We start from the raw sequence: 26,400 nt of genomic DNA on the forward strand, positions 1-26,400 counted from the left end.
GTCTTCGTCCATGCGGTTGTCGCTGATGAGTCCGAGCAACTTGAAGCCCATATCTTGCAAGCTCATGTCTTCAAGAAGTTGCTCCGTCTGTTTGTCTTTGGCTTTCTTGGCCATCTTCTTTTTCCACCTGGCAAGGTCTAAGACGCGCGCCGGCTTCGGCTGTGGTGTGGGGGGCTGACTCAGCTGGCGCTCTGGCATGGCCAGCACATTGTAACGAGACGGACTGACGGCGACGAATGAATGACTACGCTCTCGCAACTCTTGCGCTGTCTCGCGCCACTCAGGATAGGCAAAAGCGAAAGGCGAGGCAAGGACGACGCGCATGATGTTTCTCGCCTCATCCTTGCGGCTCGCTTCGCCGAGTTCGACGGCATAACTGTTGAGAATATCGAAATGGATGTGTGCTGGCGCATACTTGATAACGGGCAAAACGCTTTCCAGATCTTTTACAGCCTGCGCGTGATTTCCTTCAATCGCTTTTATGACACTGATAGCTTTGATGGCATGCAGGCTGGCGGCACTTAGCTTTCCGGCTCTAACGGTTTCCTGGTAGTAGTAAAAGGCGGAATCAAAATCCCTCTTGTGGAATGATAGAGCGCCTAATGACATAATGGATTTCACCTTGTAAGCATCCGGCGCGGTGCTAACGACAAGCTCGAACAACCTTTTCGCTTCGTGTTGGTCGCCGTTGCCCTTGCTATTGGCAGCAACCGCTAAATAATAGTGACCTATTGCCTGATAATTCTTAATAGGGATGTTCGAGAGGATTTGCCCGTATTCTCTGACTCTATCGAATTGACGAAAGGCATGGGCCTGTTCTGCTAAGCGAATAAGCTGATTCCCCAACTGCTGATAGTTACCAACGCTGCGCCGTAATGCCTGATACAATTCAGCCGATTTTGTCTCCGAAGGAGAAAGCATGAAAAAACTATCGGCTGTTTGTTTGCTCATGCTGTGCCTGTCCTTTCCAGCGTTCGGCGGGCATACAGTATCGGGAGATAATTACTGTGAATGCGGCACGCCTGGCTGCATCGAGGATTATCCCGGCGAATGTGGCATAAGGGGTCTGACATCGAAACAAACTCCGACTGACGGCACGGCTGAATTGGCAATCGCTCTAGTCGCGGTACTACTGTGGCTTAGACTGAAAGCCTAAAAGCTGAGAAAAACCAGGTTCGATGTTGCTCTGGTGGCAACTAAATATTTGTTTGTCGCATTGTAGCCGAAAGCACAGAAAGTATAAACGAGAAGTTACACAGACGGGCTGCTTCCGTGAGGAATAAGCGCGGTGTGGGATGATCGGTAGGAATCAGACTTTTTGTACAATTCTTCGCTTTTTTGTGTTGTGAAAGAAGCAGCCGCAATCTTCAATCTTCACCCGCTATGGTTACCGATTACTCGACATTAAAACGCGTTCAAGCCCCTCCCCCTGCTCAATGGGGGAATTTAATCACAGATACATAGCCCTCACGGAACATTTTCTGTTCTTCCGGGCTATCGACATCAATTACTTTGACATTTGGATGAGGGACCTCTTTCACGATGTATAATTGGGACGATTTAACATGAATGACTATATCGCCCGCCTCAGGCCTTTGCCCTAGAGTTGGAACTCTACGAGAGTCTTTCTTGATCGCCTCGATGCCCTCAACCCATCTCATCAAATCATTGAGCCATGTGAGCCCGGAATAATTCCGCCGGAGTTCAGGCGCTAATCTGGGGATGGCTGTTTGGGCGTGTTCATACGCGTCGTCATCTTGGATGATGTCCGCGGTCATCAGCATCAGGCGCGATAACACAATCAGGTTGCTTTGCATAAGGTCAAGATCGTCACTTCCCTTTGTTTTCTTCCCTTGTAGGTCAACCCCTGAAGCGGCGACAAGCAATAGCCCGCGGATGATCGAGACCTCTTTACAAGCCTCCCCATTTAATACGACCAAAGCTGATTTCATGATTCCGGATTGCTCGGAGTAGAGCAGGCGAGTCACGTCGAGAAAAAAGTCTAGTCTAGCTTCAGCCGGCACGAGTTGTTGCCCCTGTGGGATCCAGGTGGCTGCCCGGCAATCGAGTTCGTTCAGCCGTTGAATCAGGGCCAGGACGGCCGCGAGTTGGGCAATCACCGTTAAGGTGCGTGCCTTTGACTCAGCCGCATTTTCCAACTGTCTGGTCATCCGGCGCAGCATCTTTCTTACTTTCCTATGGCAAGTGCGAACCAGCGCCTCCCCATCGATTGCTTGAGTATTAACCAGCTCTTCATCCTCCGAATCACGAAGGTCCTCTTCACTTCTTGCATACCCGGCAGAGGAATGGACCTCCGCCTGTAATCCCACCCCTAACCGGTGGATCAGCGCATCGAGCAATAGCCCGAGATCGCCGGCAGAAATTGAAGCCGGCTTATTTTTCTTTCGCCGCTTAATATCTTTGAGCGGAATTCTATAAGAAGCCTGCGCGGTCGGCTCTTCAGCAGTTGCCTCTTCACCCGTTGTGGCTTTCCTCACGACTTCAAGCGAGGCTTCTGTCACGTCGTCAAAGATCACCTTCTCGACAACTCGCATCAACTCTTCGAGCATTGGCGTGCCGCCTTCGAGTGATGCGAGGGCCGTCTTTAACTCTCTTTGACGGCTGGTCAGCGCCGATTCAGAAAGCTCTTTTTCGTGGTGAACGATGGCAAAGACTGGCAGCCTGTCCTCTGATCGGAGTTCGAGGAGTGACGCATTCATACGGACATGGTCATCGGCAACGGCAAAATATAAGACGTCATTTGGAGTTGCCACTCCTGTACATAAGCCAAGGAGGTCACTGTTTGCGTCAAGTATCCTCGCTTCTTCGGTTTGTGTGAGGTTAAACGACTGGGTATCAATTTCGAACCCATCATCGGTGGCGATGGCGATCACAGGCAGATGCCCGTGTGATGTATCGCGATCGTTCGGTCGCTTGATCATCGCGCGCCAGGCGTCTTGAGACACCCGCGGCTGCTTGGCCAGCCCTTTGATGCCCAGAACTTTCGCGACTGAGTTCTTGTTTGTCGTTATTCGAAGGATGACAGCTTCAGCGTTCCGCAATGCCGGTGGATTCAGCCAAGCCGGGCCGCTGGGATTTGCGCTTCCGGTGATTAATGCTTCCTGGCCGTCCTGACACTCGAATAGGATTGCCTTCGCATGCAAATAGCCGATCCCCTCACGCAGAGACTCCGTATCAACGAATTTCGCGTTAGTAAACGTCCGCCCGGCTTCCTCGGAAATTGAAACCGTATGGGAATCAACCCCAACAACCAACTCGGCAGATGCAAACTCGGCAGCTAGTCTCTTCAGAAACTGCAAATCAGAATCGAAGTAGGGGCCAACGACGGTTACCCTCTTTACGTCGCCGGGTAGTTTCTGCCTGACCCTGTCCCAAAGCGCGGCGCCTTTCGGCATTGTCCCCATAAAAGACGTATCAAGACTAGATGACACAGAGCCTTTCAGCCACCCTGCAAATCCCTCAATCTCTGAGATTGACGACTGGAGCGGCTCAGGTAAATTGTTCGCCCAGGCTTTGACGAACTCCCAGGCGGCTTGGATCGCCGCGAGCGCTTGCTCGTCTTTCTCGCCCGAGAACTCAAATCGATTGGTGATTTCGCGGTTGTGGCTGAAGCCTGCCAGCGTTGCGTTATGGCTCCCGACAAACAACTGCCCACGAGACTTGCCGATCAGGAAGAGCAGCTTGGGATGGAAAGCTTGCGCCGCTTTGATCGGCAACAGCCTATAAGCTTTGCCCGCAAAGCGCGGGCGGGTACTGCTCGCCTGAAGCGCCGCGCCGCACTGCCTGGCATCCATCAATAGTAGATTATGCCGACATCCAGCGGAGAGAAAGTGTCTTAATAGGACGTCTTCGTAGAACGGAAAATACACGTTGAAGGTGGTAACGAGCGATGCCTCGTACTTCCCTCTGCGCAGGTCATGAAGAATAGAGACTGCCTCAACCACAACACTTCTCCTTCAGCGCTTCGCCCCTGTCCGTAATCGAGAACGCTCCTGTTTCAGGGTCTAAGTGCAGCGCGCCGAGGTCCCATAAAAACTGCAACGCCTGCGCCAAGCGTGGATGGCTGAACACCGGCGGCGGTGCCCCAACAACAATCAAGCCCTGCTCGCTAGGTCTTATCTTAAACGTATCTCTATTCTCATAACGCAGCTTGCGAAGCGCGACTCTAAAGTGAGTCTCAATCCCCCAGGTCGTCGAAAGCCAGCCCAGTAACCCTGCGGTCGTGAATGCTGCCCAGGTGCTCCTTTCATGCACACAGAACGAATTGAGATTGATCGGGTAAGGAGCCAGGTAAGCCGGCGATTGAATGTAGGCCCCGTAGCCTCCCTCGGTTTTACGTCCACGTACGGACAGCGTCAGGATGATTCCCACTGCCGCTCTGACCACCTCCTCATGGCAGTCATCGGGGTCAAAGTGATGCGGGATGTCGCCCAATTTGAACCCAAGCTGAATCTCATGATTAGGATGTGTCCAAGACTCAATTGGCGGAATACGCCGATCAGTCTGGCTTAACGCTCCCGCAAAGGAGTTGCCGAATGCCGATGCGACCGATGAGGCAAAAGATGATTCAAACCAGGATCGGTACGCTTCACTATTAGAGGGGTTCAATCCAGTCTTTTGCAGCTTGTCGAGTCCAGCCCAGAAGATACTCTGCACCGCAATCGAGAGGAGTTCGTTCCGCTGATAAATCTGCCAGCCTTCCTGAATCGCTTTTAATGGCGCAGGGACCGCCCAGCGCCCTCCGTCCGGCAGAGATTGGGCGTATGCGCAGGCGCGGAACGTATCAACGGTCAGACCATCTGAGGCTTGCCCAGGAGACATCGTCGAAAGACGAGATGCCAAGTCCAGCGCGAGTCCCAACGTCTTGCGCCTATTTTCTCCAGGCGTGTCGCCGAAAACTCCTTCCTGGTTGAAGATCAAGTCTGTCAGGGCTTCCAGTTCCTGCTTGCTTGAGGTCAAGTAGCAAGGGCAAAAGCGACGCAGGGCCTTTAGATCATCGGCTTGTACTCGATCTTGCTCCAATACGTCAAAAAACTTCTTTCTGTCGACCATTCGGTCAAACGCCACTGCCAGGAGTTCGCCCCGTTCGGGGCTGTATCCCACTCCTTGCCGAGCATCCCCGCCGAGTATTCCCAATTCCCGAAGGGTTGAAAGGTAGTATTGCCCCAATCCACCAAGCCGGTTCTTGAAGTACCTGTGGCCGGTGTCCTCACTCGTCGTTGCGTAGATTGAGAGCCTGATTGATTTGCCTGACTCGGTTTGTTCCCAAACCGGTACAAGCGTGTTTCTGCCAACCAGTCCGCCGCCATGCTCCCATAAAAGGCCTTCTGTTTGGTTCGTATGCCATGCGCCTATCAGAGTCAAAAGGCATTCGGCTCGTCTCAGGATATCTTGAAAGGGCTTTTGTCTCAGTGGGCCTTGATGCCTTTCAGTAGCCCATACCAGCCAGGGGTAAAAAGCATAAAGTCGCGCGCGATCCGTCACATTCGTAATGCCGGGGAGCAATTGCGAGTAAAGATTCTCACAAGGTGCTCTGACGGCAAGATCGTCTTGCCCCCTGATTTGAAGCGCCGGATCAACCCATGCTGTTGTAATCATCAGCTTAACCTGCGGATCTGTCGTTTTGATGCCTTTCTATTGAAATCGCCCGTTCATTCTGTTGCTTACACCAACAATCAGAATCTGATTGTTGGTGTAAGCAACAGTTCGAAGAGGATGGGACAATCTGCAATTGTTAACAGCTCTCTGCGCTCATACCATACTGCGCCCTATACAGGGTGTAAATATAATAATTGTTTCAAGTAGCAATGACGAGCCACACACAAGTTCACGGCTCCACATGATTCTCGATCAAGATCGAAATGGGGTGGAGTTACGCGCCCAGCCGTGCTGGTGACCCGTGTATGACTTGATGAAGGGATAGCCAATTAAGGCTAGATTCGTTACTGAGAATTGCGATGACATCCGCGCTAAGATCCTTGATGGGGCTTGTCTGATTCATCCATTAGTCGGTCCTTCAATGCGCATAAGACCCCTTGCCGCACTCTGGTGACAGACTGGCGAGCCAGCTTCAGCTCATCGAGCGTCCAGCTATTCCGCCTGGAGTTGCTCCGATCTTTTCCCATTGCCTCATTGATAGCCCGATGCAGGCTGCTGATGATCACCTCGTAGTTATTTCGCTCGTCCCCATCGCCTAATCGTGCGACCAAGCTGGCGTCGGTCGGGATTCTCAGTTCTGCCATAATCGAACCCGCCGCGCGGATGATCTCTTTGTTGAGCCATAACCGGTACTGCTTGCGTTCCAGGTCAGGCCGCTTCACCGCGGAGGCGTATGGCCGGGCACCCACGGGGCGATTTAATTCTACGATCTGTTCTCGTATCATCTGGTCAGGGACCTGAACCCCTTGTTCTCTGAGCTTGCCCAGAATGATGTCGATCTGTCCAACGGCCTCCTCTATGTAGGCCGTGTTGATGCCCGCCACTGGCACGAAGGTGTCCACCACGAACCGCTCGATCACCTGATTGGTGACCTCAACGGCTTGCCCTTGCCGCCTCTTCTTCGCCAACGAGCGGCTGTCCGTCTGACGATCTTCCTCGTCGATATAGTTGAGGATTGCCGCTTCCCGGATTTCGTTCTTGAAGTATTCCCATAGCCGGTCCAAGTTCAACCCGACGTGCGATACGACATGGGCGAGGTTGTCGTCCGCTGTTCCGCCCTCCATGTGTCTCAGCGTCCTTCCGACGAATTGCACGTAAGGTGATAGGGAGCGGTAAGGCCGGAAGATCGCCGCTATCGAGACATTCGGGTTGTCGTAGCCTTCTCCCAGTATCCCCACTTGAACAATGCAGTCATACCGCCCGCCTTCAAAATCCGCCAGGCGGCGCTCACGCTCCTGTAGTGACATCCCTTCGCTGGCGACGTAGACGCTGCGAATGCCTCGGCTCTCATACAGCGTGACGATTTGAATGGCATGGCTGATAGAGCAGGCAGCCGCGACGATCTGATGAGGCAAGCCACTCTTGCGTTTCTCTAGCAGGATGCCGATGCTTTGATCAATAATCGTTTCATTGCAGAGTTCCGAGAGCGCCACGCCCCTGGAGAACCAGGTCTCCTCGCGCATCTCCATGATCTCCTCATAGCTGAACTCGCGGCTCTCGCCTTCGATGGTGAAGGTCATTCTGGACGCGACCGCGTCCACCTTCATCACATTCTTGACGTAGCCTTTGCTGATGGCCTGGGCGAGGCGGTACTCATAAATCCGCTCCGCGACGATTGGCTTATTGTCGCTTCGGAATGGAGTAGCCGTCAGGTAGAGCTTCATGGCGTCTGGGAAAGCGTCGTTGACTTTCCGCCACGATTCGGCAGGAACATGATGCGCTTCATCAACGATGACCATGTCGAAAAAGTCGCTGTCGAACAGCGGCAGCCAGCCTTGCATCTGCTGGACGTTGGCAATAATCATGTCTGCACGCAGACAGTCCTCGCAGTTTGCCTGACCACGTTCCAGCACGACGAAAGTGGGCAAGTGGTTGATGTCGGTAAACACGCCGCATTTCAAGTAGAAATTGTTCGTGGTTGAAAGCGCCTTCTCGACCATGCTTTTAATGGTTAGGTTCGGCACGATAATGAGCACGCGACCTCTGGCGACCCCGAATGGGGCGATACAAATGATGCCGGTCTTACCGCACCCGGTGGGGATTTCGACAATTGCAGGGGCGGAAGGCTGCTGGCTGAAGTAGTCACGGATGGCGAGATAGGCTTCGGCCTGCGGGTCGCGCAATCGCTCATTGCCGACGATTCTGGCAGGAGCATTTTGAAAATAGTCTGTGAGTTCGGCCAGTCGTCGCTGCTGAAGTACCAGCAATCGCTGGGCTGGCTCAACGAGATGGGTACTCTTCGCCAGGTTACACTCATGGCAGAGCTGCCGGAGGTTGAAGACCACCGCTTCCCCCCCTGATGCGGCAGGCAGCAGATGGTCCAGATGCCGCATCAACACTTTCCCATCAATGGGCCGACCGCAGGTCTGGCATTGTTTGGCGTCGAAGAAGAGCACTTGCCGGCGGATTGCTTCGGGGATATAGCCCATTGTGATTCCTCCCTGTGTAGTTAATCTATATCCGCATGGCTGTGGCGAGGCATGGCTTCATCTGAGCTTTGGACGAGTGACGGCAGAAGCCATCTTTGCTATCTTATCTACCTCGAAATCAGGCTAAGGCGGCCTCACCTCACGAATGAAGGAGATCGCTCATAATTCCAGCAACGACAGCCCTCCGGCACCAACCCAGGGCGATGACATATTAGAGCTATTTAATCCTGAGCGCAAGTGGAGAAGAGCGTCGCTCATCTCACCAGGGGGAGAACACTGATGGGAAGGGCATCGCGGGCAAAGCCGGCGCGTCTGGCTGATAAACTCCTGCGAATACGGACGGCGCTCGGACTCTCGCAGAATGAGATGATCAGCCGCTTGGGGCTGACAGAAGAACTCCTGCGAGAGGAAGTCTCTGCCTTCGAGCGGGGGATACGTGAGCCGCCCTTACCAGTCTTGCTGAAATACGCGCGGGCGGCAGACGTTTACGTGGATGTGTTAATTGACGACGAGTTGGAGCTGCCCGAGAAACTACTGAGTGGGCCCAAGGACCAAGCTGTCGCTCGTGCATCTGCGGCGAGAAAACAGAAGAGGAATCTGCGATCGTAAGTTGAAAGGAGCGGGAAGCATAGGGCGGGGAGTCTCCAGAATTTCTCCGTGATTCTCACAGGGACTCTATAAACGATCTGGGCACGCAGGGCCTTATTCACCTTTAGATTGACCTCTCAACCAGCACAATCCCTCAATGGTACCTGGAGCAGTCCGTCAGCGCTTTAAGGTACCGGCACATCTTCATATCAAATAATGGGGAATCTCGCCCCAATAAGATAAAACCATGAACGGCCATTTTCTTCCCACTACCAAGCCCTATCTCTACTGAATCCTATTGCTTCAACTGGCCAACAGGCTCAATTAAGTGGCACAGGATTTGATATGGGGAAAATCGCTTTGCTGCCCCTTAATGCCCCCAAACAGTTGCACGGATAGATAGCGAATCCGGTTGTGGCCCCATTTGGAAATCGGCCCTCGCTACCTACATCTCGGTCGTGGACGCCCTTATCAGGCAGACCGACCAGAAAGGTACTCATATTTTGAGGCTGGCCAGTTATGAGCACTACGGTGTTTTTGAGTTAGGATTCTTTCAACAGGAGGCGGTTCATTTTGCGCTGGTCGCCTTCGAGAATAACGTGCCGGCGGCGCTTGAAGTCATGCCGACGGGATCGGGTAAGACCGTGGTGGGTGTCTGCGTCGCCATACACCTCTGCGTGCAATACAAGTGCCGCACGTTGATCCTCGTGCATAGGCACGAACTCATGCAGCAGTGGGGACAGGTGATCAAATTGGCTTGCCCAGGCCTGCGGGTTTCTTTCGTTAGCAACAGATCGAACGATTGGGGCGGCGACATTGTTATCGCTAGCGTTCATAAGTTAGGTAGAGATTTATTGACCAGGGTTGATAAGGACAGATTCGCGTTGGTGTTGGTCGACGAGGCACACCATGCTAGCGCCTCGCAATGGCAACGGGTGATGGGCTATTTTCGACCCAAGCTGCGGCTCGGCTTCAGTGCAACTCCGATCCGAGGAGATGGCATCTGTGTCGCCGAAGATTTTGGGAATCTCATCATTTATATGATCACCTGGAGGCGTCTGATCGAATTGGGCAAGCTGGTCGACGCAAAGGGCTGGCGCGTCAGCACTAACATCGACCTTTCTGAAGTGCCCCTGAATGCAAGCAACGATTATGACCTCAAGGAACTTTCCAAGGTAATCAATATTGCGCCACGTAATCGGGCTGCCGTGGAGGCGTATCGTGCTTATGGGGAAGCATTCCCGGCCATCGCTTTCACGGCTGACGTCGATCATGCGATCGACGTGGCGCAGGCTTTCAACACGTACGCCATTTCTGCACGGGCCGTGTACGGGCACATGGCCCGCCAAGAGCGTGACGGCATAATTGACCTGTGCCGCACAGGCCCCTTGCAGGTCATCTCTAACGCGGCGCTGCTTTGTGAGGGCTTCGACGCGCCCAGGCTAAAAGCCGTCTTGCTGTTGAGATCCTTTACCGAGTGTTCCGCAAGAGTTCTCCTGGCTCAAATGATCAGCAGGGCTTTGCGTCCTTTTCCGACCGACCCAGGCCGATATCCCTATGCCGTTGTCATCGAGTTGGTAGATGAAGACCGCCGTCGAGACAAACCCACAGTCGATCTTTTTTCGGCTTTCGGAATCGATGGCGAGGACCTGAAGAAAGTAAATACCCAGGGGCAACTTGCGTCACAACTTGCTACCCAGATAGAGAGAAGTAAGCAGGAGCTGCTGCACGAGGTGGTTTGTCGCAACGTCTGTAAGGAGTCTATTCGCCATCTCCTCGCTCCGTCTTCACTGAACGGGAGCGTCGAAGCGTTCGACGTCTTGAGGGTTTTAGAAGAAGCCACCGGCCTCCGGTACCTGCTCTTCGGCGACACATACATCTTGCCACTTCAGTCTGATGAGAGAAGGCGTTCGCGCATGGTGCGCATCCGACGAGATAATGGACTATACCAAGCGGTGATCGTCAGCGCCGAGGGTCTTGAGCACTTCACTGCTGGAGTTGATTTGCAAAAAGTGTTTGCGGACGTGAAGTGGAAGCTGAACGCTATGGGGGAAAGCACGATCTTTGCGGAGGCCAACCGCGCCTGGCGCAAAGAGCCGATGACAAGCGCTCAGCGCGATCTGATAGCTTATCTGACCAGACAACCCGCGGAGGGTATTTGTGAAATGCCCCGAGGTGAAGCGAGCGACTGGATCACGATTCTACTCGCGACCAGATCCCGTCAGTGAACGGTGAGAGCTATTTTCGGCATGAGGCAATAAGGGGCGCTCGATGCAGGAGACGGTCAGCGAGCGCTCCCGCCTCTATATAGCGTGGCCTCCCCGGTCGGTACAACACCATCCCTGGAATTGCTTGATCGTCAGATTCTCGCACCAGGTTACTGTTCGCCGGGAAGCGCCTGTAGAGGGCTTGCTTCGAGACTCCTAGGAGCTTGACTGCGTCCGGTGCAGCAACCCATGCACAGTTTTCCTTTCGAGCCAAAAAATCCTTCAAATCGCGCCGCTGAATCAGCGACAGCCCATGAACGTAATGTTCGAATGTAGTCGATAGATCCACCTGCCCGTGAACCTTGGCTATCAATTCAGGCACGGCGTCATCCATGAGCAGCCAGCTCGTGATCGAGGCATGACGCAGCTGATGGGGCGTGAGATCATGTACCCCACAGCGCCGGCCCTCCCTGGCAAGCGCACGGTCCAGTTGAGCCACGGTTACTGTTTCATCCTCAGCCCCGACTCTCTGGTAGCGCCGGTATCGCCGACCACTGATGGCCATCAACATGGGGATTTTACCTTTTCGGTCAAACAGCAGTGCGCGTGCCGTTTCAATTACTCTCCTCGCGCCATCCTGATGAGGGTGCTGGTCCAAGGGAACGCGACGCCGGGCCGCCGGGGTTTTGTGACCATATACCAGGAGGTCGGCTTCCTCAGCATTATCTAAGAGATCGATATCTTCGGCCTTCACTAACAGCGCTTCCTCTTTACGCAAGCCAAGGGCTAACAGGTCCATGTAGAGGAGCACAACGCGCGGGGGAACGACTCTCCTTTTGAGATCCGATTTTTGCCCCTCCTCAAGTAAGTGACGGGCGATCCGCTCTATGTCCTCAGGTCTCGGCACCTTGCGAGGGCTTGGCCTTTTACTTACTCTGCGCTGGCGTTTTCCTTTCGGCTCCGGGTAGCTACACAAACCATAATCGGCGGCTACAATAGACATTCGATAAAGGTGAGGGGCAACTTCTCGGAGAACGGTTGGCGCCATATCGTGGGTGAGGGAGGATGTCTCCTCTTCTCCCAGCAACCAGGCGGGTCTGTCACCCAGCACATTAAGGATGGCGCAGCCGGTATTAAACAACCTCTCAAAGGTGTTATAGCGGTTGGTATAGCCTTCACGGAGAAACCGCTCCAGCGACCTGATCAATAGGAAGAGGTTCCAGGTCTGCCCGGCGTCCGGATGTTCTCTTACGTCCTCTTCAACAGGTTTGCGAATTAAGTCTCCCCACCGACTACAAAGGTCGTCGACGTTCCGCCTGCTGAAGATGCCGGTGTCGGTGCCGAGGAATCTTCGCGCCTCCCTGCGCAGCCTCTTTCGCAAGTCCTTCTGCTGACCGGGTATTCCTCGCCTTTGATCTGGATGTCGCTTCTCTCCCTCGGGCGAAATCGCCGTCGCATGAAATCGCCCCGCGAGAACCGAAACAAGATAAGCCGGATAAATATTGAGCATCCATCGCCGTGCGCCTGCTAAGAGTGTTTGAAGTCTGGCCCGCACCTGACAGTGCGCGTTCGTTATGGGAATTGCCTGATCGGCTGACTCAAGCTCTTTTGCCAGCCATCTCCTGAAGCCTCTTCGCCCACGCCCAGTTCTGGCCGACGGAAAGAGCGCAACCGGGTTTGCAGTTCCATCCTCGTTTGCCTCCCTGTGATTTCTATCTGCTGTGGCCTGAACGTATAATGCGAAAGCCAGCGACTGCACAGGGTGCAGAGTCAATTCAATGGTACTGTTCCCCATTTCATCCCGCAGCCATAGCGTGTCCTTACCCAGGAATAAATCTGACCGGTTGAGTCTTGCCACATCTGCCAGGGCCTTCTTCCCACAGGGCGCGCCGAAAGCCAATAGGGTCGCGAGAGTGCGAAACTCGCGTTCCTGTCGTGTCATTGTTCTTCCTTGATGCGACCTGAGACGCGTATCGAGAGTAAGCGACGCGAGGTGTTGCTGCCAGGCGCGAAAACGACTGGCCAGCGGCAAATTAGGATCGTCCGCAATAAAAGCCAACGCACGTGGAGGGCGATCAATTGCTTCGACAGGTAGGGTGAACGTGATATAGCTTAACGCACCGAGTCGGCACAAAAGCCAGTAAAGGTAGCGCGTTCGTTCCGTCTTCCGCACTCGACCTGCGTTTGCGGTGGCTGCTGCTAGCACTGCTCCAATATCCCTAGCGGTGAGATGAATCGGGACAGCAGTGCTGGATATGGTCTTCGGTACTTGATTAATCAAGGCTTTGTGAACAGTGGAAGTATCGGCTTGTATTTTCACCGAATTGGGAACAGTGTGGTCTGGGCTAAGAGGTTCTTCTCGGACTGCCAGAGAGGTTTTAGAATCCATCCACTCTTTGGAAAGGTCATCGAGATATTTAATTGAAAGACTCGGCTCTTCCATACTTCAGATACTCAGAAGCGCGCTTGCGGCAAGTTGAGCCTCTGCCCGAAACAGTTCTTGAGTTCTGCCCAGACGACCACCGGATAACTGGTGCATCACAGTCCCCTCTGTAACCGTATGCCCGAACGCCTCATTCACGGCCTCGTACGAAGTGCCGCGCTCGTGCAATTCCGTTCGCAGCGCATGCCGCAGCGTACGTGTGCAAAAAGGTATGTGATCCTCCAATCCCAACTCCAGGATCAACTGATCCATCGTTCCGCCTTGCAGTCTTTCCAGCCTTCGATCATTGTTAGCAATCACAAAGAATGCATCTTCCAGGTCCGTTCTCGCGAAGCTGGCCGTTTTGGCTAAATAGGCTCGTAACTCGTTGATGGCTAGCTCTGCAACGGGGACCTCTCGTGCTTCTCGAAAGTAGGCGTTCCCCTTTCCCTTAATGCGCATAAGTCCTGAGTCCAAATCCAGGTTCTGGCGGCGCAACGCAACCAATTCCTGCTGGCGGATTCCGGTCGAACCATCAAAGCGAAAGCAGCCCGAAGGGTGGCGGCATTTAGTTCAGTCTGGTTTGAAATAACACCGGGCGAACTGCACTCACAGATTGCCGCCCATGCTCGTGCAACCAAGCCGCGCCGCGGCACATAAGATGCGCCAATGCACCCGCGCACAACACTGGCAATTCGCTGATCCATATCCAGCCCCTCTTTCGAGAACTGGTCCAAGCCTCGATCAGCTATCCGCTCGATATAGCTCACCGCACACGCGTGATCTGCATAGAAACGGTCTGCGTCATACCCAACGTAGTGAAGGATGGTTGTCATCGCCCGTGTCGGGCGGCCCGTTGTCACGCCGCTCAACAGGGGCGTCATTCCTGCCTCTACAGAATAAGCCCGTAGACTTCTACTAAGTTTAGACCAGGTGATCGGGTACTGCCCGAGGCAACCGTCACGCGATATTTTTTCGAGCGCCCCTGAGAGATCATCCAGCGTCATGGCCTGAGCCGGTCGATACGGGCTTGAAAAAACAAATGCCCCTTTCCTATCTCTGTCTAAGCGATCACTCACCGCAACTTGAGCGTAGCGCTGGCCACGCCCTCCCAATGCCATAGGAACTAGACAGGCTCGGGGCCGATACGCTGAACCAGGAATCAAACGAACGCCCATTTCCAGGTCGTGGGATGGCGTAGCAAGCAACACTCCGCCTTCTGCGTAAAGGTAAATAGGTGACTCTTCCGCGGTTTCCACATCGAACTGTATAATCGCTTCGACTTCTTCGACGCTGCGCAGCAGGCGCAGGTTCAGTAATCGTTTGATCGGCAGACCGGTAATCAGCGCCAACCAGAGCAGTAGCGCCCCCCGCGCCTTAACAGGTGTTTGAGTATTGCTATCGAAAAGATGAACTAGGCGGCGCAGTTCGTTCGGCGTCACCACACGGCGCTCGCGGGTAGTCCAATATGCCGAGGCGCGCGGCCCGCTCCCCCGGCACCAGTTGCCAAAGTCGATATAGCGCGCCGACTCGTACCGATGCTCGTAACTTTCCTCCTCTACGTCCGGCCAGACCAATAGACCGAGTGAACGACCATCTTCATCCAGATCTTCCTCAGCGGTAATCCGTTGGTCTGCATCGAAGCCAAGCGCCTCTTTTGCTTCACGATTGAACCCAAGACCACAGTGGCCGCTTGCCGCACTTGCTCTACGTTTAGCCAGACCGAGCGTCTCGGAGATCTGCCGCACGTAACGATCGCGTGTTTCAAGCTCTGCAATCCCGGATTCCGACTTATGATACAGATCGACAGCCTCTTCTACAGCTTGATAGCTGATGTGGCCATTCGTGAGACTGCCGTTGCGCAATTGCTCTTGTGGAAAGAAACGGATAAAGACCGCCAACTGATGCGGTAGATCATCCAGTATGCTGCCCCCATTCGTGCCGGAATGATTGCTTTTTAGGCGACTTTTCAAGGCCTTATAGCAAATGGGTAGGAGAATTTTGACCGTCTGGCTGTGATCGGCTTCCACACGTGTGGCAAGCCACAAGAAGTAGTGAAGACGGTCTTGCTGGATTTCCGGAGGCTCCAGAAGTACTCTGCGGGTTCTGCTGCGGGCTAATGCTTGCAAGCGCGATTCGAGACTGTCAATCCAGCCTCTGAGCTGGTCGGTTTCTTCAATTGCCAATTCGACTTCAGAGCAGGCCTCGTCCAGGAAAATCTTGCGGGCGCGGCTCAGTCGGGCAATTCCCTGAATCGATCTGCCCTCCCCTAAGGCTAAGAGGGCATGCGCTAGAGGCTGAAAACCTGGCCGCGCTTCAATGTCCTGTGCTAGATCCTTTGTACCGTCGCGCGCTGATTCTGTCTCACCGTTGAACAAGCGTTTGGCGATGCGTTCTGCTACGTCGATCAATTGAAGTGTTCCTTCCCGGTTCGGTCAATAGGGTAAATCGACAAAATAAAAAGTCAACATTTTGATTTTTAATCATTGATTTCACTGCTTATTTAACGAACACTCGGTAGTGTGCCAGTCTGTCGCCAGAGTGCGGCAAGAAGTCTTGCGTGTGTTGAGGGACCGGTTAGTGGGAAGGTCAAGTAAAACATCATGAGTGGTTGTTGCGCGGCAGAAACAGACCGGATAAATCTCAGATCTGCTAAGACAAAGTACTTGTACTTGACTGCACCCTACAATAAACCGTAACTGCCAAAGCCGGGAAAGCGTTGGGGTCGTCAAGCCCTTTGTGCAAAGCCTATCTCTTCACCCCCGGCGCATAGAATAGACTGAACCTACCTGATCTTCCAAGATGAATCCCCTGCAACGCCTCGGCCGGCAGCACTGGCTGACGTTCACCTGATGACCGTCTGTCCGGTGAATGGGGTGGCCACACACGGCCATTATGTGGCCACATAATGGCCGTGTGTGGCCACCCCACCTTTTAGCCCTATGCAGTCGATGGGAGCCTGGATGGATTTCCGGCTCGGGGTTTCCCAGTCTAACAACCGTACCCAATGATGTCCTTACGTTTCAAAACATATTGAGCAAGGCAGGACAGCAGGCAGTATAGATACGAGCAAAACCCACAGTTCTCGGCACAGAACAGCTAGGTGTAACTTCTTGATCTCGATTTCTGTAGAATTGGCGGCGACATTCTCTCTGGCTAGCGATTCGCGCGCAATGATCCGAAAGCTCACCATTGAGTTTAGGGACAGGCCAGGAGGTTATCACTATATTCAAATTGATTCAGCAAAATCTACATTGGACTGCAAATGGTATACCATTTTTTTCGGCACACGGTTTGATAAACAGGTTGGCGTGCTCCCGTTGGGTGAATGTAGTCAGCCGGCAGATAAGCCGAAAGTCGCTATGCCCCCAGCTAAGCGCAAATCTTAAATCAATTGCCCAGTGTTGCTATTGCGAGCACGTACCTGCCCGCGTGACTATCGCAGCACGGCCTTATTGCAGGCGGGGCAAAGTGTGGACAGAGGTGTAAAGATGAGCAGTCACTCAGCAAACGAACAGTTAATGGTTGCTTCAATCGAAGAAGTTACTAGCCAAGTGGCAGTCATTCTACTTCGCCGGTTAAACGTGCAGCGTAACAGCGCGGACATTGTGAAGCTCTTACAGGTGATCTTTCTAACGCGAACAGAGGTGGCGGAACTGCTTCGTGTGAAGCTTTCCACGGTTGACGCCTGGGTGTCTCATAAGATCATCCCGGTGCGATACGCAAACGGTTATAAGCAATCGGAGCCGCGCTTTTTGCTCTGGGAGATTCTCGCTTGGACTTTGCCAACAGATGACCCTCACACCACATATAGACTGGCTCATGCGACAGCGTGTAAAATTGCCAATAGCAATCGGCCCGCTGCTGTCAAATCTCGAAAGGAGAAATGACAGGTGGCGGTCTATCAACGAAAGTGGTGTAGCTGTAAAGGCAAGTGCGGGCACAGCAAACGCTGGTGGTACGACTTCTCCGTGCGCGGCCAGCGATTCAGGGTGTCCGTACCTGACGCAACAACCAAGTGGCAGGCTGAACAAGCCGAGGCCAAAGCCAAGAACGAAGTTTTCGAGGGCCGGTTCGGTCGGGAGCCGAGCACGATCACGCTCAGAGATTTTGTCGAGAAGGTCTTTCTCCCATGGGCCAAGGCCGAGAAGCGCTCCTGGCGCAATGATGTTTCAAGGTCTAAGCCCATACTCGCTCATTTCAGGAACAAGAGGATGCGCGATATCACGCAAGACGATGTGAGGGAGTTCAAGAGGCGTCGCCGTGACTCGTTCAATGGTCGTGGCAGTCGCCGCGCTCCTGCGTCCGTTGACCGTGAGCTTCAGTTGCTTTCGCGCATCTTCAGCTTGGCGATAGAGCGCGGACTGTTACAGGCGAACCCCTGTAAAGGTGCCGGCCTGTGCGCCGTAGCTACCATCCTGCACGATTACTTGACGGAAGAAGAGGAGAGGCAATTGCTGTCTCATCTCACAGGCCGTCGGGCCTATCTCGCTGATGTGTTGCAGCTCAATCTCTACACGGGAATGAGAAAGGGCGAGTTGCTGTCCCTGCACAAAGACCAAATCGAGTTCTCGCATGAGCGGATCAGGCTCAGGTATACGAAGAACGGCAAGCCGCGATTCGTGCCGATTCATCCCGACATCCGCCCGATGCTTGAGCGGCTGGTCGAGAATGCCGGGCCGCACGGCTACTTGTTCGAGAATCCGAAGACGGGCAAGCCCGTCGGGGATTTCAAGAATGCTTGGCGGGCGGCTCTGGAAGATGCCGGGCTGCGGCACATCCGGTTTCACGTTGCCGGGCGGCACACGTTCGGTACACGCGCAGCCGCAAACGGCGCGAACCTGACGGACATTCAGGACATCATGGATCACGCCGACATCAACACAACGATGCGTTACGTTCACGCGACCGAGCAAGGGAAACGCCGTGCCGTTGAAGCGGCGGCGAAGGGCAAGCGCAGGAATGTTGTCACATTCCTGGTACAGAAGAAAAAAGCCACCGCGTGAAGGTGGCCGTAAATAGTTGAAAGGATTAGTAGCGGCGAGTGGACTTGAACCACTGACCTTGGGGTTATGAATCCCACGCTCTAACCGGCTGAGCTACGCCGCCATGCCCTGCTCTACTTGCGTTTGCCTGAAGGCTTCACGCCGTCTGCCTCTTTATATCGGGCAGGTTTAAGGCAGATTGTGATTTTACCCTACCAGTGATTGCCGCTTCAACTGCACGGCGTTTCTTCTCGTCCGTTTACTCATACCTGAGCGATTCAATGGGGTCCATCCGCGAGGCGCGCAGCGCCGGCCACAGGCCGCTCGCCAGGCCGACGAAAGCGAGAATGCTGGTCGCGACGATCAGCACGTCCGCTGACAGCAAAAGATGAATGTCGGTCTGCCGCGACGCATCTTCGAGCAGGTCGGCGAGAAACGGGCGCGTGCCGATCACCAGCGCCAGCCCATACGAAAGCACAATGCCCAGCACCCCGCCTAAGAAGGTAATCACGATGCCTTCGAGCAAAAACTGAAAGAGGATGTGGCGGCGGCGCGCGCCCAGCGCCTTGCGCACGCCGACTTCGCGCGTCCGCTCGGTGACGCTCACCAGCATGATGTTCATCACGCCGACGCCGCCAATCATCAAGGTCAGCGCGCCGATGAAGCCGAGGATGATTTTCAAACCGCCGGTGATGCCATTCAGCACCCGATTGTTTTCGACCGTGTCCATCAGGCTGACGGCGCGCTCGTCGCGGGCGTCGTAGTGGTAGCGCGCCGCCAGCACCTCGCGCACCTGCTTGAGCGCCACATCCTGCTGCGCCGGGTCGAGCGTCTGAAAGACGATGTTGCTTACATAGGTGGTGTCCCACAACTGGTTGGCGGCAGAGTAGGGGATGAAGACGCAGAACTTGTCGGGCGAGTAATAGCTCGACATCTGCACCTTGTCGGCGAGAACACCGACGACTTCAAACGACAGCCCGCCGACGCGCACGCTCTCGCCGACCACCGGACTGTTGCCAAAGAGCTTGCGCGCGACTTCGTGGCCGAGGAAAGCGACGCGGCGGCGCTTGTCTATGTCTTCGGCGTTGATGAAGCGCCCGGCTTCAGGAATCTCGGCGCGCATCACGCCGTATTCGGGGGCGACGCCGCGCACCGTTGCCGAAGTCGAGCGGTTGCCATAACTGACCTGCTGCCCCTGAACGTATTCGGGGCTGACGTGCTTGATCGCGCCGAGCTCTTTGATGGCGTCGACGTCTTCTTCCTTGAGCATGATGCGGCGACCGGCGCGCTCGCCGCCGGCTTGCAGGCTGGTTTGCCCCGGCCAGGCCACCACCGTGCCGTCAGAGAAAGCGCCGCGAAAGCCGACCATCAGCGCGTCGTGAAAGCCATTGCCGTAGGCCATCAGGATCACCACCGTGACGATGCCCCAGGCAATGCCCAGCAGGGTGAGCGAGGCGCGAAAGCGGTTGTGCGCGAGCGCGTACAGGGCTTGCAGAAAGACTTCTTTGATCAGCACGTGGGTGTCTCCTAAAACTCAAAGCGCAAGGCTTCAATCGGCGGCAGCTCGGCGGCGCGGCGGGCCGGGTAGACGGCGGCCAGCGCGCCGATCAGCACCAGCACCCCGAGGGCGAATGCCGCGGTCTGCCAGGTGACGATCATCCCCGCGAAACGCTCGGGCATCGGCGCGAGATTAATGAGCTTGCACAAACCGACGCCAAGGCCCAGGCCGATCATCCCGCTCAACAACGTCAGCAGCAACCCTTCGCTGAGAAACTGCCGCTGGATGTTGCCGGAAGTGGCTCCCAGAGCCTTTCTCACGCCGATCTCTTTGGTGCGCTCTTTGACGGCGATCAGCATGATGTTCATTACGCCGATGCCGCCCAGGGCCAGCGTGATGATGCTGACGGCGAGGAAGAACTCTTTCATGCTGCTGATGATCTTGACGAACATGACCGAGCCGATGGCGGTGTTCCACATCGACAGCGCTTCGCGATCCTGCGGGTCGAAGTCATGGCGCGGCGCGAGAATCTGCCGCACCTCGGTTTCGACCGGGCCGCTGTTGTCAAAGAATCCCCTGCCCCGTTGGTCCGGCCCGTTGGCGAGCTGCTCCGCGACTTCGTCAAAAGGCGCGGCGATGATCGTTGACAGCGAGTCCGCGGTGTTGAGGCCGCCGCGCAGCGGGAAGTCTTTGCGCATCGTCTCGTAGGGAACAAACAGGCGGTTGTTGTCCGGGCCTGTGTAATTCGAGTCCTGCGTCTTCTTGCGAATCTTGCCGATGACCGTATAGGGCACGCCGTTGAGCGTCACGGCGCTGCCGATGGGGTCGCGGTCGGCAAAGAGCTGCTTGCATACGTCGTAGCCCATAATGACGACGCGGCGCGCTTCACTGTTGTCGGCTTCATTCATCAATCGCCCGCGCTCAAGCTCGATGGTGCGAATCTGCTGATAGACTGGCCAGACGCCGCTGGTGCCGGCGCTGGCGGCGTTGAAAGCGCTCTTGATCTTCACGCCGCCCATCAGCTCCGGCGTGATGTATTCGAGCAGCCTCGACTTTTCCTTGAGCGCGTAGACATCGTTGATGTCCAGACGAATGATGCGGCCGGCGCGCTCGCCGCCCGCCTGCATACTGGTGCGGCCATTGCGGATGATGACGATATTCTTGCCCAGCTCGCGCATGACCTTCAGATTGCCGCGTTGAAAGCCTTCGCCAGTCGCCGACAGAATGACGATGGCGATGATCCCCCAGGTGATGCCGAACATGGTCAAGAAGCTGCGCAGCTTGTTCGCCGCCAGGTTGCCCAGAGTTTGTCGAAAGAGTTCGCGCATAACGCACCGAAGCAGTCAGAAGTCAGAATAAACAAGGAAGGCGACTATCGCCGCGGCTTTTATTCTGACTCCTGACTACTGACTACTGAAGAATGATCTGCTGGCTTTCGCTCAGGCCATCGAGCACTTCGGTCTTGGTGCCGTTGCTGACGCCAACCTTGATTGGGCGGCGCTCGCGGCCCGTGGGCGTGGCGGGCGCGGGGACATCGACCGACGGGTTGCGCTGCGCGTCATAGGCGATAGCGCTTTCGGGGATGAGCAGCGTCTGTTTGCGCTCTTCGAGAATGATCTCGGCGTTGGCCGTCATGTTGGCGCGCAGCTCGCCGCCGGGGTTGTTGATCGACACGCGCACCTCGAAGCTGACGACGTTATCTTTCTCGGCGCCCATCGGCGAAATCTGCGTCACCTGGCCCTCGAAGATTTTCTCCTTGAAGGTCTCGACCTTGATGCGCGCCGGCTGATTGAGACGCACCATGCCGATGTCTGCTTCATCCACTTTGCCTTTGACATACACTTGACTGATGTCGCCCAGCACCATCACCAGTGTCGCCGCCGCGCCCATGTTCAAGATGGACGAGACCGGGCTGCCGATCTCAACATCGCGCGACAGCACGACGGCTTTGATAGGCGAGCGGATGGTGGCGTTATTGAGCTCTTCTTCGGCGCGCTCGACGGCGGCTTTCGATTGGCCGACCATCGCCTGCGCTTGACTGATGCGCGCCTCGCTGACGCTCAACTGCGAGCGCGCGACGTGCTGGCGGTTCTCGGCTTGTTCAAGCGGGCGGTGCGCATCATCGAGGTCTTGCTGTGAAATCAGCCCGTTTTTGTAGAGTTTTTCGACGCGCTCGACATTGCGACGGGCAAAGCTGACATCGGGACTGTCGGCCTCGACCTGATTCTTGCGGTACTCGGCCTGCGCGGCGGTCAGGTTCGATTCGGCGTTGAGCAGCGCAGCGCGCGCCTCGCGCAACCGCGCCGCGAGGTTGTCTTTATCCAACTCGGCAAGCACCTGGCCGGGCTCGACCAGATCGCCGATGTTGACCTTCAGCTCTTTAATGATGCCGTTGGCTTTCGACTTAATCTCAACTTTAGATATCGGCTCGATGCGGCCCGTGGCAACGACCGAGCGCGCCAGGTCGCCGCGCATGACGGTCGCCAGCTTCGACGGATCAATCTCGGCCTTGGCCTTCGTCATGCGGGTCAGCCCAAAGCCGCCGAGCCCGGCGACTACAAGCAGCGCCGCCAACACGTATATCCACTTATGCGGTCTCTTCCTCGCCATAATAATCCTCTTGATGCAGCGGGTTTTCGATGATTGCTGTCCACCGCTTCATACGGCAGTGTCAACAAACGTGTTCCCGATTTCTCACCGGCCAGGGGTCGTGGTCCGCGCTTCGTCGGTGGCGCGTTCGGCGCATTTGCCCCGCCGGCTTGCGGTAAAAGTTCACACCAGCCTTCGCCGCCTGGCTGCCCATTCAAAGATACGCACGCCCGCGCCGGCCAGGGTGCAGAGGGCTGGCCGGCGTGATGGCTGCGCGTTGTGCGCTGGTGAGTGATTGAAGGAGAGAATTGGTCGCAGATAACTTAACCGGCGGATCATTGCATGCGCGCCAGCGCCTGGTTGACGCGCGCTTGCACGGCGGCTTCATCAAACGTCCTGACTTCGCGGCCATCGAACAAGACGCGGCCCGCGACGACGGTGTGCCGCACATCACTTGCCGTAGCCGCGAAGACGATGGCCGCCGCAGGGTCATGCACCGGCGTGTGATGAGCCGCCGTCAAATCAATCGCAATCAGGTCGGCCTGCTTGCCGGCTTCGAGTGAGCCGATCTGATCATCCAAACCGAGCGCCTGCGCGCCGCCAATCGTCGCCAGTCGCAATAGCTCGTCGGCGGAGGGGCGCTGATAAGATTTCGCGGCGGCCCGGTGAATGAGCGCGCCGAAGCGCGCTTCGCCGATCAGGTCGCAGCGATTGTTCGAAGCGACGCTGTCTGTGCCTAAGCCTACCCTGATGCCGGCGTCGAGCATGGCCACAAGCGGCGCGATGCCGTGTCCGAGCTTGGCATTTGACTTCGGGCAGTGGGCGACGCGGGCTCGACGACGGGCAAGCAAGGCGACCTCTTCGCCGTCTACGCGAACGCAATGGACCAGCAAGGGCGCGGCCTCTAGCACGCCGAGTCGTTCAAGATATTTGACGGTCGAAACGCCGGGCGCTCGCCAGTCGATGCCGCGCCGGCGCAAGCCTTCGGCAAATTCGCCGGTGCCGGCGGTCATCAGCTCTTGCTCGGTCTGTGATTCCGCCGCGTGAATGCAGAGGTCGAGCGACTGGCGCACGGCATATTCAGTTGCCCGCTGAAACAATCGCGCCGAGACCGTATACGGCGCATGCGGCGAGATGCCGACGCGCACGAGTTGCGTCTCTCGCTCGCGCATCTCGCCAACCTTGGCAGTCAACTCGGCAAGATTCTGCTCGGCGACCTGCGGGTCGGGGCCGAAACATTCTCTGTAAGCAATACCACGCAGCCCGCTCGCGAGCAGCGCCCCGAACGCGGCGCGGGTGTCGCCGGTGTCAGCCAGCGTCGTGATGCCGGCGCGAATCGCTTCTGCCGTGCCCGCGAGCGCGCTCGCCTGCATATCGTCAGCCGTCAGCCGTTCGTACTTCGTCGTCGTCAGCTTAATGATCCAATCGCGAAACGCCAGGTCTTCGAGAAAGCCGCGCATCAAGGTCAGCTCAAGATGACTATGCGTATTGACGAGGCCGGGAAGCAGCGCCGCGCGGCCAAAGTCGCGGCGCTCGACATCTTTGAATGCGGCATGGGTTTCGATTGCGGCGCGTGGGCCGACAAAGATGATGCGGTCGTCTTCGACGATTACCGCCGCGTCGGCGAGCGGCGGCGAGGTGATCGGCAAGACCCATTCGGCAAGGTAGACCTGTTTCGCCATCGCCGATGATTAGACAGGAAGCCGTCGCCGGTCGTCAACGACCGGGCCGCGGCGCTCCTTTAATTAGGGTGCGACCATGACGACGCGAAAGCCGATGAAAGGCAGACGGATGTCTGCCGGGTCCTTGGTGCGCGCTGACGAGCGGCAATCGTCGCCGCCGTCGTAATACGAGCCGCCGCGCAGGACGCGCACACTGGCGTCGCCGCGCGATTCCCAACTGCTGGCGTCGGCAGGCGCGCCGATGTAGCTGTCATGCCAGTAATCGCTGCACCACTCGGCGACGTTGCCGTGCATGTTGTAAAGCCCGAAAGCATTGGGCGCGCTCAGGGCGCCGACCGATATAGGGCGACGGCGCGTCTCGCCCTTCGGCCCCGCGCCATAAGGATAGTTCGCATCATAATTGACGAGCTCTGCCGTGATCGTCTCGCCAAAATAAAAGGGCGTCTGGGTGCCAGCCGCGCAGGCGTATTCCCATTCGGCTTCGGTCGGCAGACGATAGCGTCGCCCGGTGGCGCGCGACAGCCGCTCGCAGAACTCGACCGCGTCCAGCCACGAGATGTTTTGCACGGGCATCTGGCCGTCGCCCTTGAATGACGAAGGGTTCTCTTCGAGCTGGCGGCTGACCAGCGGCAGCCGCGCCACCGCACGCCATTCGGCTTCGGTGATCTCATACTTGCTCACGAAGAATCCCGGCACGCGAATCTGGCGCTGCGGGCGTTCGCTCTGCTTGCGCTCGCGCTGGGTTTCAAGCGGCGCTCCCATCTTGAAAGCGCCGCCGGGAATCTCGACCATGTCGAGGCTCACCTCGCCGTCAATGTCTTCGCTGAAGTATGACGCAGAGCGGCGATGCGGCACATTGAGATGGCCGCTCGGCTCAACGGTCAGCACCTCGAATTCAAATGTCTCGATCTCCGGCATGGGCCTGGCGACCGCCGCCGCAGGCACCGTGTCCACCGCCACTTTTTGCGGCGTCGCGACGGGCTTCGAGCGGAGGAAGTAGATTGCCGACATCACCGCCAGTATGAGCAAGCCGGCGATGGCCAGGGTTTTGCGGCGGTTGCTCAAAGCGGATGGTGCCGTCGCGGCTACCGTCGCCTGACCCGCCGCTTGCGTGGCGGCTGCGACCGGCGCCACGGTTTGCTGCCGCGCCGGTTGAGCCGCCGCGGTCGCCTGCATGAAAGGCGGCGCGAGGCCGGCGACGGTCACGTCGTAGGCCCCGGCGCTGACCGTTTCGGGGTTGGCGGCGATGGCGCGGCGATAAGCCGTCTCCATCTCCTCAGCAAACTCGCTGACCGTCTGCGGGCGTTTATCGCGGTCTTTTTCGAGGGCGCGCAACACGGCCTGCTCGAACTCTTCATACCAGCCCAGCTCCGGTCGCAATTCGCGCGGCTGAAGCGGCGGCTCGTGGAGGTGTTTGTACATCACGCCCATCCACGAATCCGACTCGAAGGCGACGCGCCCGGTCAGCATTTGATAAACCACCATGCCGAGCGAATAGATGTCTGAGCGCGCGTCGATCTTATCGCCGGTCGAGCCGAGCGCCTGTTCGGGCGACATATAATAGGGCGTCCCCATGATGATGCCCGAAGCCGTGCGCGACTGCGCCGTGCCCGGCTCCGCCAGCCGGGCGATGCCGAAATCGAGAACCTTCACGACGCGCGCGCCATCGTCGTCGCGCATCAGCATGAGGTTATCGGGCTTGATGTCGCGGTGAACGATGCCGAGCCGGTGCGCGGCAGAAAGTCCGGCGCAAATCTGTTTGCTAATCTCGACGACTTCGGCGAGCGGCAGCGCGCCGCGCTCCTGTATCTCGTCACGCAGCGTCTTGCCATTGACGTATTCCATAGCGACGTAAAGCTGGCCGTCATCCGAGGCGCGGCTCTCAAAGATCATCACGACGTTGCGGTGATGGATACGCCCCGAAGAGGCGGCCTCATTCTCGAAGCGCTTGACGATCTCGGGGTCTTCCGAGCAAGCGCGGCTCAACACCTTAAGCGCAACGCGGCGGCGCCCGACGCGCAACTGCTCGGCGAGGTAGACTTCGCCCATACCGCCTTTGCCAAGCAGTGAGAGGATGCGGTAATCGCGGGTGATCTGCTCGCTCAAGCGCGAGGTGGCGCGGTTCTCCAGATTGTCCATGCGTGTTGTAACCTTTTATTAAGAGTGCGTGGGGACTTGAGAGCAGATCAGACTGGCCGATTATAACACCGCGTCGCTGCGCCACAAGGGTTTTTGCTGGCCGCACGCGGTTGACCGCGGCAAGCGCGGCTGGCTACAATCCGCTTCCAGCCGGCACGCCGGCAACCATTTCACCGGGCAAG

15 protein-coding genes and 1 tRNA gene are annotated in these 26,400 nt (G+C 56.5%); 3 read left to right on the forward strand and 13 right to left on the reverse strand.

What is annotated here, in order from left to right:
- From VJ464_10045 to VJ464_10060, 4 genes are all read right to left on the reverse strand, one after another.
- Positions 1-951: hypothetical protein (locus tag VJ464_10045; GenBank protein HKQ05464.1), on the reverse strand; the 951-nt coding region annotated here is incomplete at its 3' end.
- 482 nt (positions 952-1,433) lie between these two features.
- On the reverse strand, positions 1,434-3,965 hold the full coding sequence (locus tag VJ464_10050; GenBank protein ID HKQ05465.1) for a hypothetical protein: 2,532 nt from the start codon (positions 3,963-3,965) through the stop codon (positions 1,434-1,436).
- Positions 3,958-5,619, reverse strand: coding sequence for a hypothetical protein (locus tag VJ464_10055; protein HKQ05466.1), 1,662 nt, complete (start codon positions 5,617-5,619; stop codon positions 3,958-3,960). The genes VJ464_10050 and VJ464_10055 overlap by 8 nt, the downstream gene beginning before the upstream one ends.
- Before the next feature lie 371 nt (positions 5,620-5,990).
- Positions 5,991-8,108: a DEAD/DEAH box helicase family protein gene (locus tag VJ464_10060; protein ID HKQ05467.1), complete on the reverse strand. Its 2,118-nt coding sequence runs from the start codon at positions 8,106-8,108 to the stop codon at positions 5,991-5,993.
- A gap of 237 nt (positions 8,109-8,345) precedes the next feature.
- On the opposite strand from VJ464_10060, the gene VJ464_10065 reads away from it, so the two are divergent.
- Together VJ464_10065 and VJ464_10070 are read left to right on the forward strand one after the other, a co-directional pair.
- The gene (locus tag VJ464_10065; protein HKQ05468.1) at positions 8,346-8,717 is read left to right on the forward strand and encodes a helix-turn-helix transcriptional regulator; all 372 of its coding nucleotides are present in this window, start codon (positions 8,346-8,348) and stop codon (positions 8,715-8,717) included.
- Between the two features lie 437 nt (positions 8,718-9,154).
- A complete protein-coding gene (locus tag VJ464_10070) occupies positions 9,155-10,924 on the forward strand; it encodes a DEAD/DEAH box helicase (protein HKQ05469.1) in 1,770 nt (589 codons plus the stop codon).
- A 10-nt stretch (positions 10,925-10,934) separates the two neighbouring features.
- Here the strand turns inward: VJ464_10070 and VJ464_10075 are convergent, their stop codons facing one another.
- The 3 genes from VJ464_10075 to VJ464_10085 are packed head-to-tail and all read right to left on the reverse strand — an operon-like array spanning position 10,935 to position 15,736.
- Entirely contained in the window at positions 10,935-13,346 is a 2,412-nt protein-coding gene (locus tag VJ464_10075; GenBank protein HKQ05470.1) for a hypothetical protein, read from the reverse strand.
- 3 nt (positions 13,347-13,349) lie between these two features.
- Positions 13,350-13,832: a tyrosine-type recombinase/integrase gene (locus VJ464_10080; GenBank protein ID HKQ05471.1), complete on the reverse strand. Its 483-nt coding sequence runs from the start codon at positions 13,830-13,832 to the stop codon at positions 13,350-13,352.
- Entirely contained in the window at positions 13,721-15,736 is a 2,016-nt protein-coding gene (locus VJ464_10085; GenBank protein HKQ05472.1) for a hypothetical protein, read from the reverse strand. The genes VJ464_10080 and VJ464_10085 overlap by 112 nt, the downstream gene beginning before the upstream one ends.
- Before the next feature lie 1,482 nt (positions 15,737-17,218).
- Here VJ464_10085 and VJ464_10090 point away from each other — a divergent pair.
- On the forward strand, positions 17,219-18,331 hold the full coding sequence (locus VJ464_10090; protein HKQ05473.1) for a site-specific integrase: 1,113 nt from the start codon (positions 17,219-17,221) through the stop codon (positions 18,329-18,331).
- Between the two features lie 29 nt (positions 18,332-18,360).
- Here VJ464_10090 and VJ464_10095 read toward each other — a convergent pair.
- The 6 genes from VJ464_10095 to VJ464_10120 form a co-directional block, all read right to left on the reverse strand.
- Positions 18,361-18,434 (reverse strand) — tRNA-Met (locus VJ464_10095).
- 135 nt (positions 18,435-18,569) lie between these two features.
- The gene (locus tag VJ464_10100; protein ID HKQ05474.1) at positions 18,570-19,826 is read right to left on the reverse strand and encodes an ABC transporter permease; all 1,257 of its coding nucleotides are present in this window, start codon (positions 19,824-19,826) and stop codon (positions 18,570-18,572) included.
- An 11-nt stretch (positions 19,827-19,837) separates the two neighbouring features.
- Positions 19,838-21,136 carry an ABC transporter permease gene (locus tag VJ464_10105; GenBank protein HKQ05475.1) on the reverse strand — a complete coding sequence of 433 codons (1,299 nt, stop codon included), beginning with the start codon at positions 21,134-21,136 and terminating at the stop codon, positions 19,838-19,840.
- A gap of 82 nt (positions 21,137-21,218) precedes the next feature.
- Positions 21,219-22,418 (reverse strand): efflux RND transporter periplasmic adaptor subunit, encoded by a 1,200-nt coding sequence (locus VJ464_10110; protein ID HKQ05476.1) that lies wholly within the window; start codon positions 22,416-22,418, stop codon positions 21,219-21,221.
- A gap of 314 nt (positions 22,419-22,732) precedes the next feature.
- Positions 22,733-24,079, reverse strand: coding sequence for an amidohydrolase family protein (locus VJ464_10115; GenBank protein ID HKQ05477.1), 1,347 nt, complete (start codon positions 24,077-24,079; stop codon positions 22,733-22,735).
- Between the two features lie 63 nt (positions 24,080-24,142).
- Positions 24,143-26,218: an SUMF1/EgtB/PvdO family nonheme iron enzyme gene (locus tag VJ464_10120; GenBank protein ID HKQ05478.1), complete on the reverse strand. Its 2,076-nt coding sequence runs from the start codon at positions 26,216-26,218 to the stop codon at positions 24,143-24,145.
- Positions 26,219-26,400: the final 182 nt, after the last annotated feature.

The organism is Blastocatellia bacterium (genome assembly GCA_035275065.1).
In the GTDB taxonomy this organism is placed as follows: Bacteria; Acidobacteriota; Blastocatellia; order UBA7656; family UBA7656; genus DATENM01.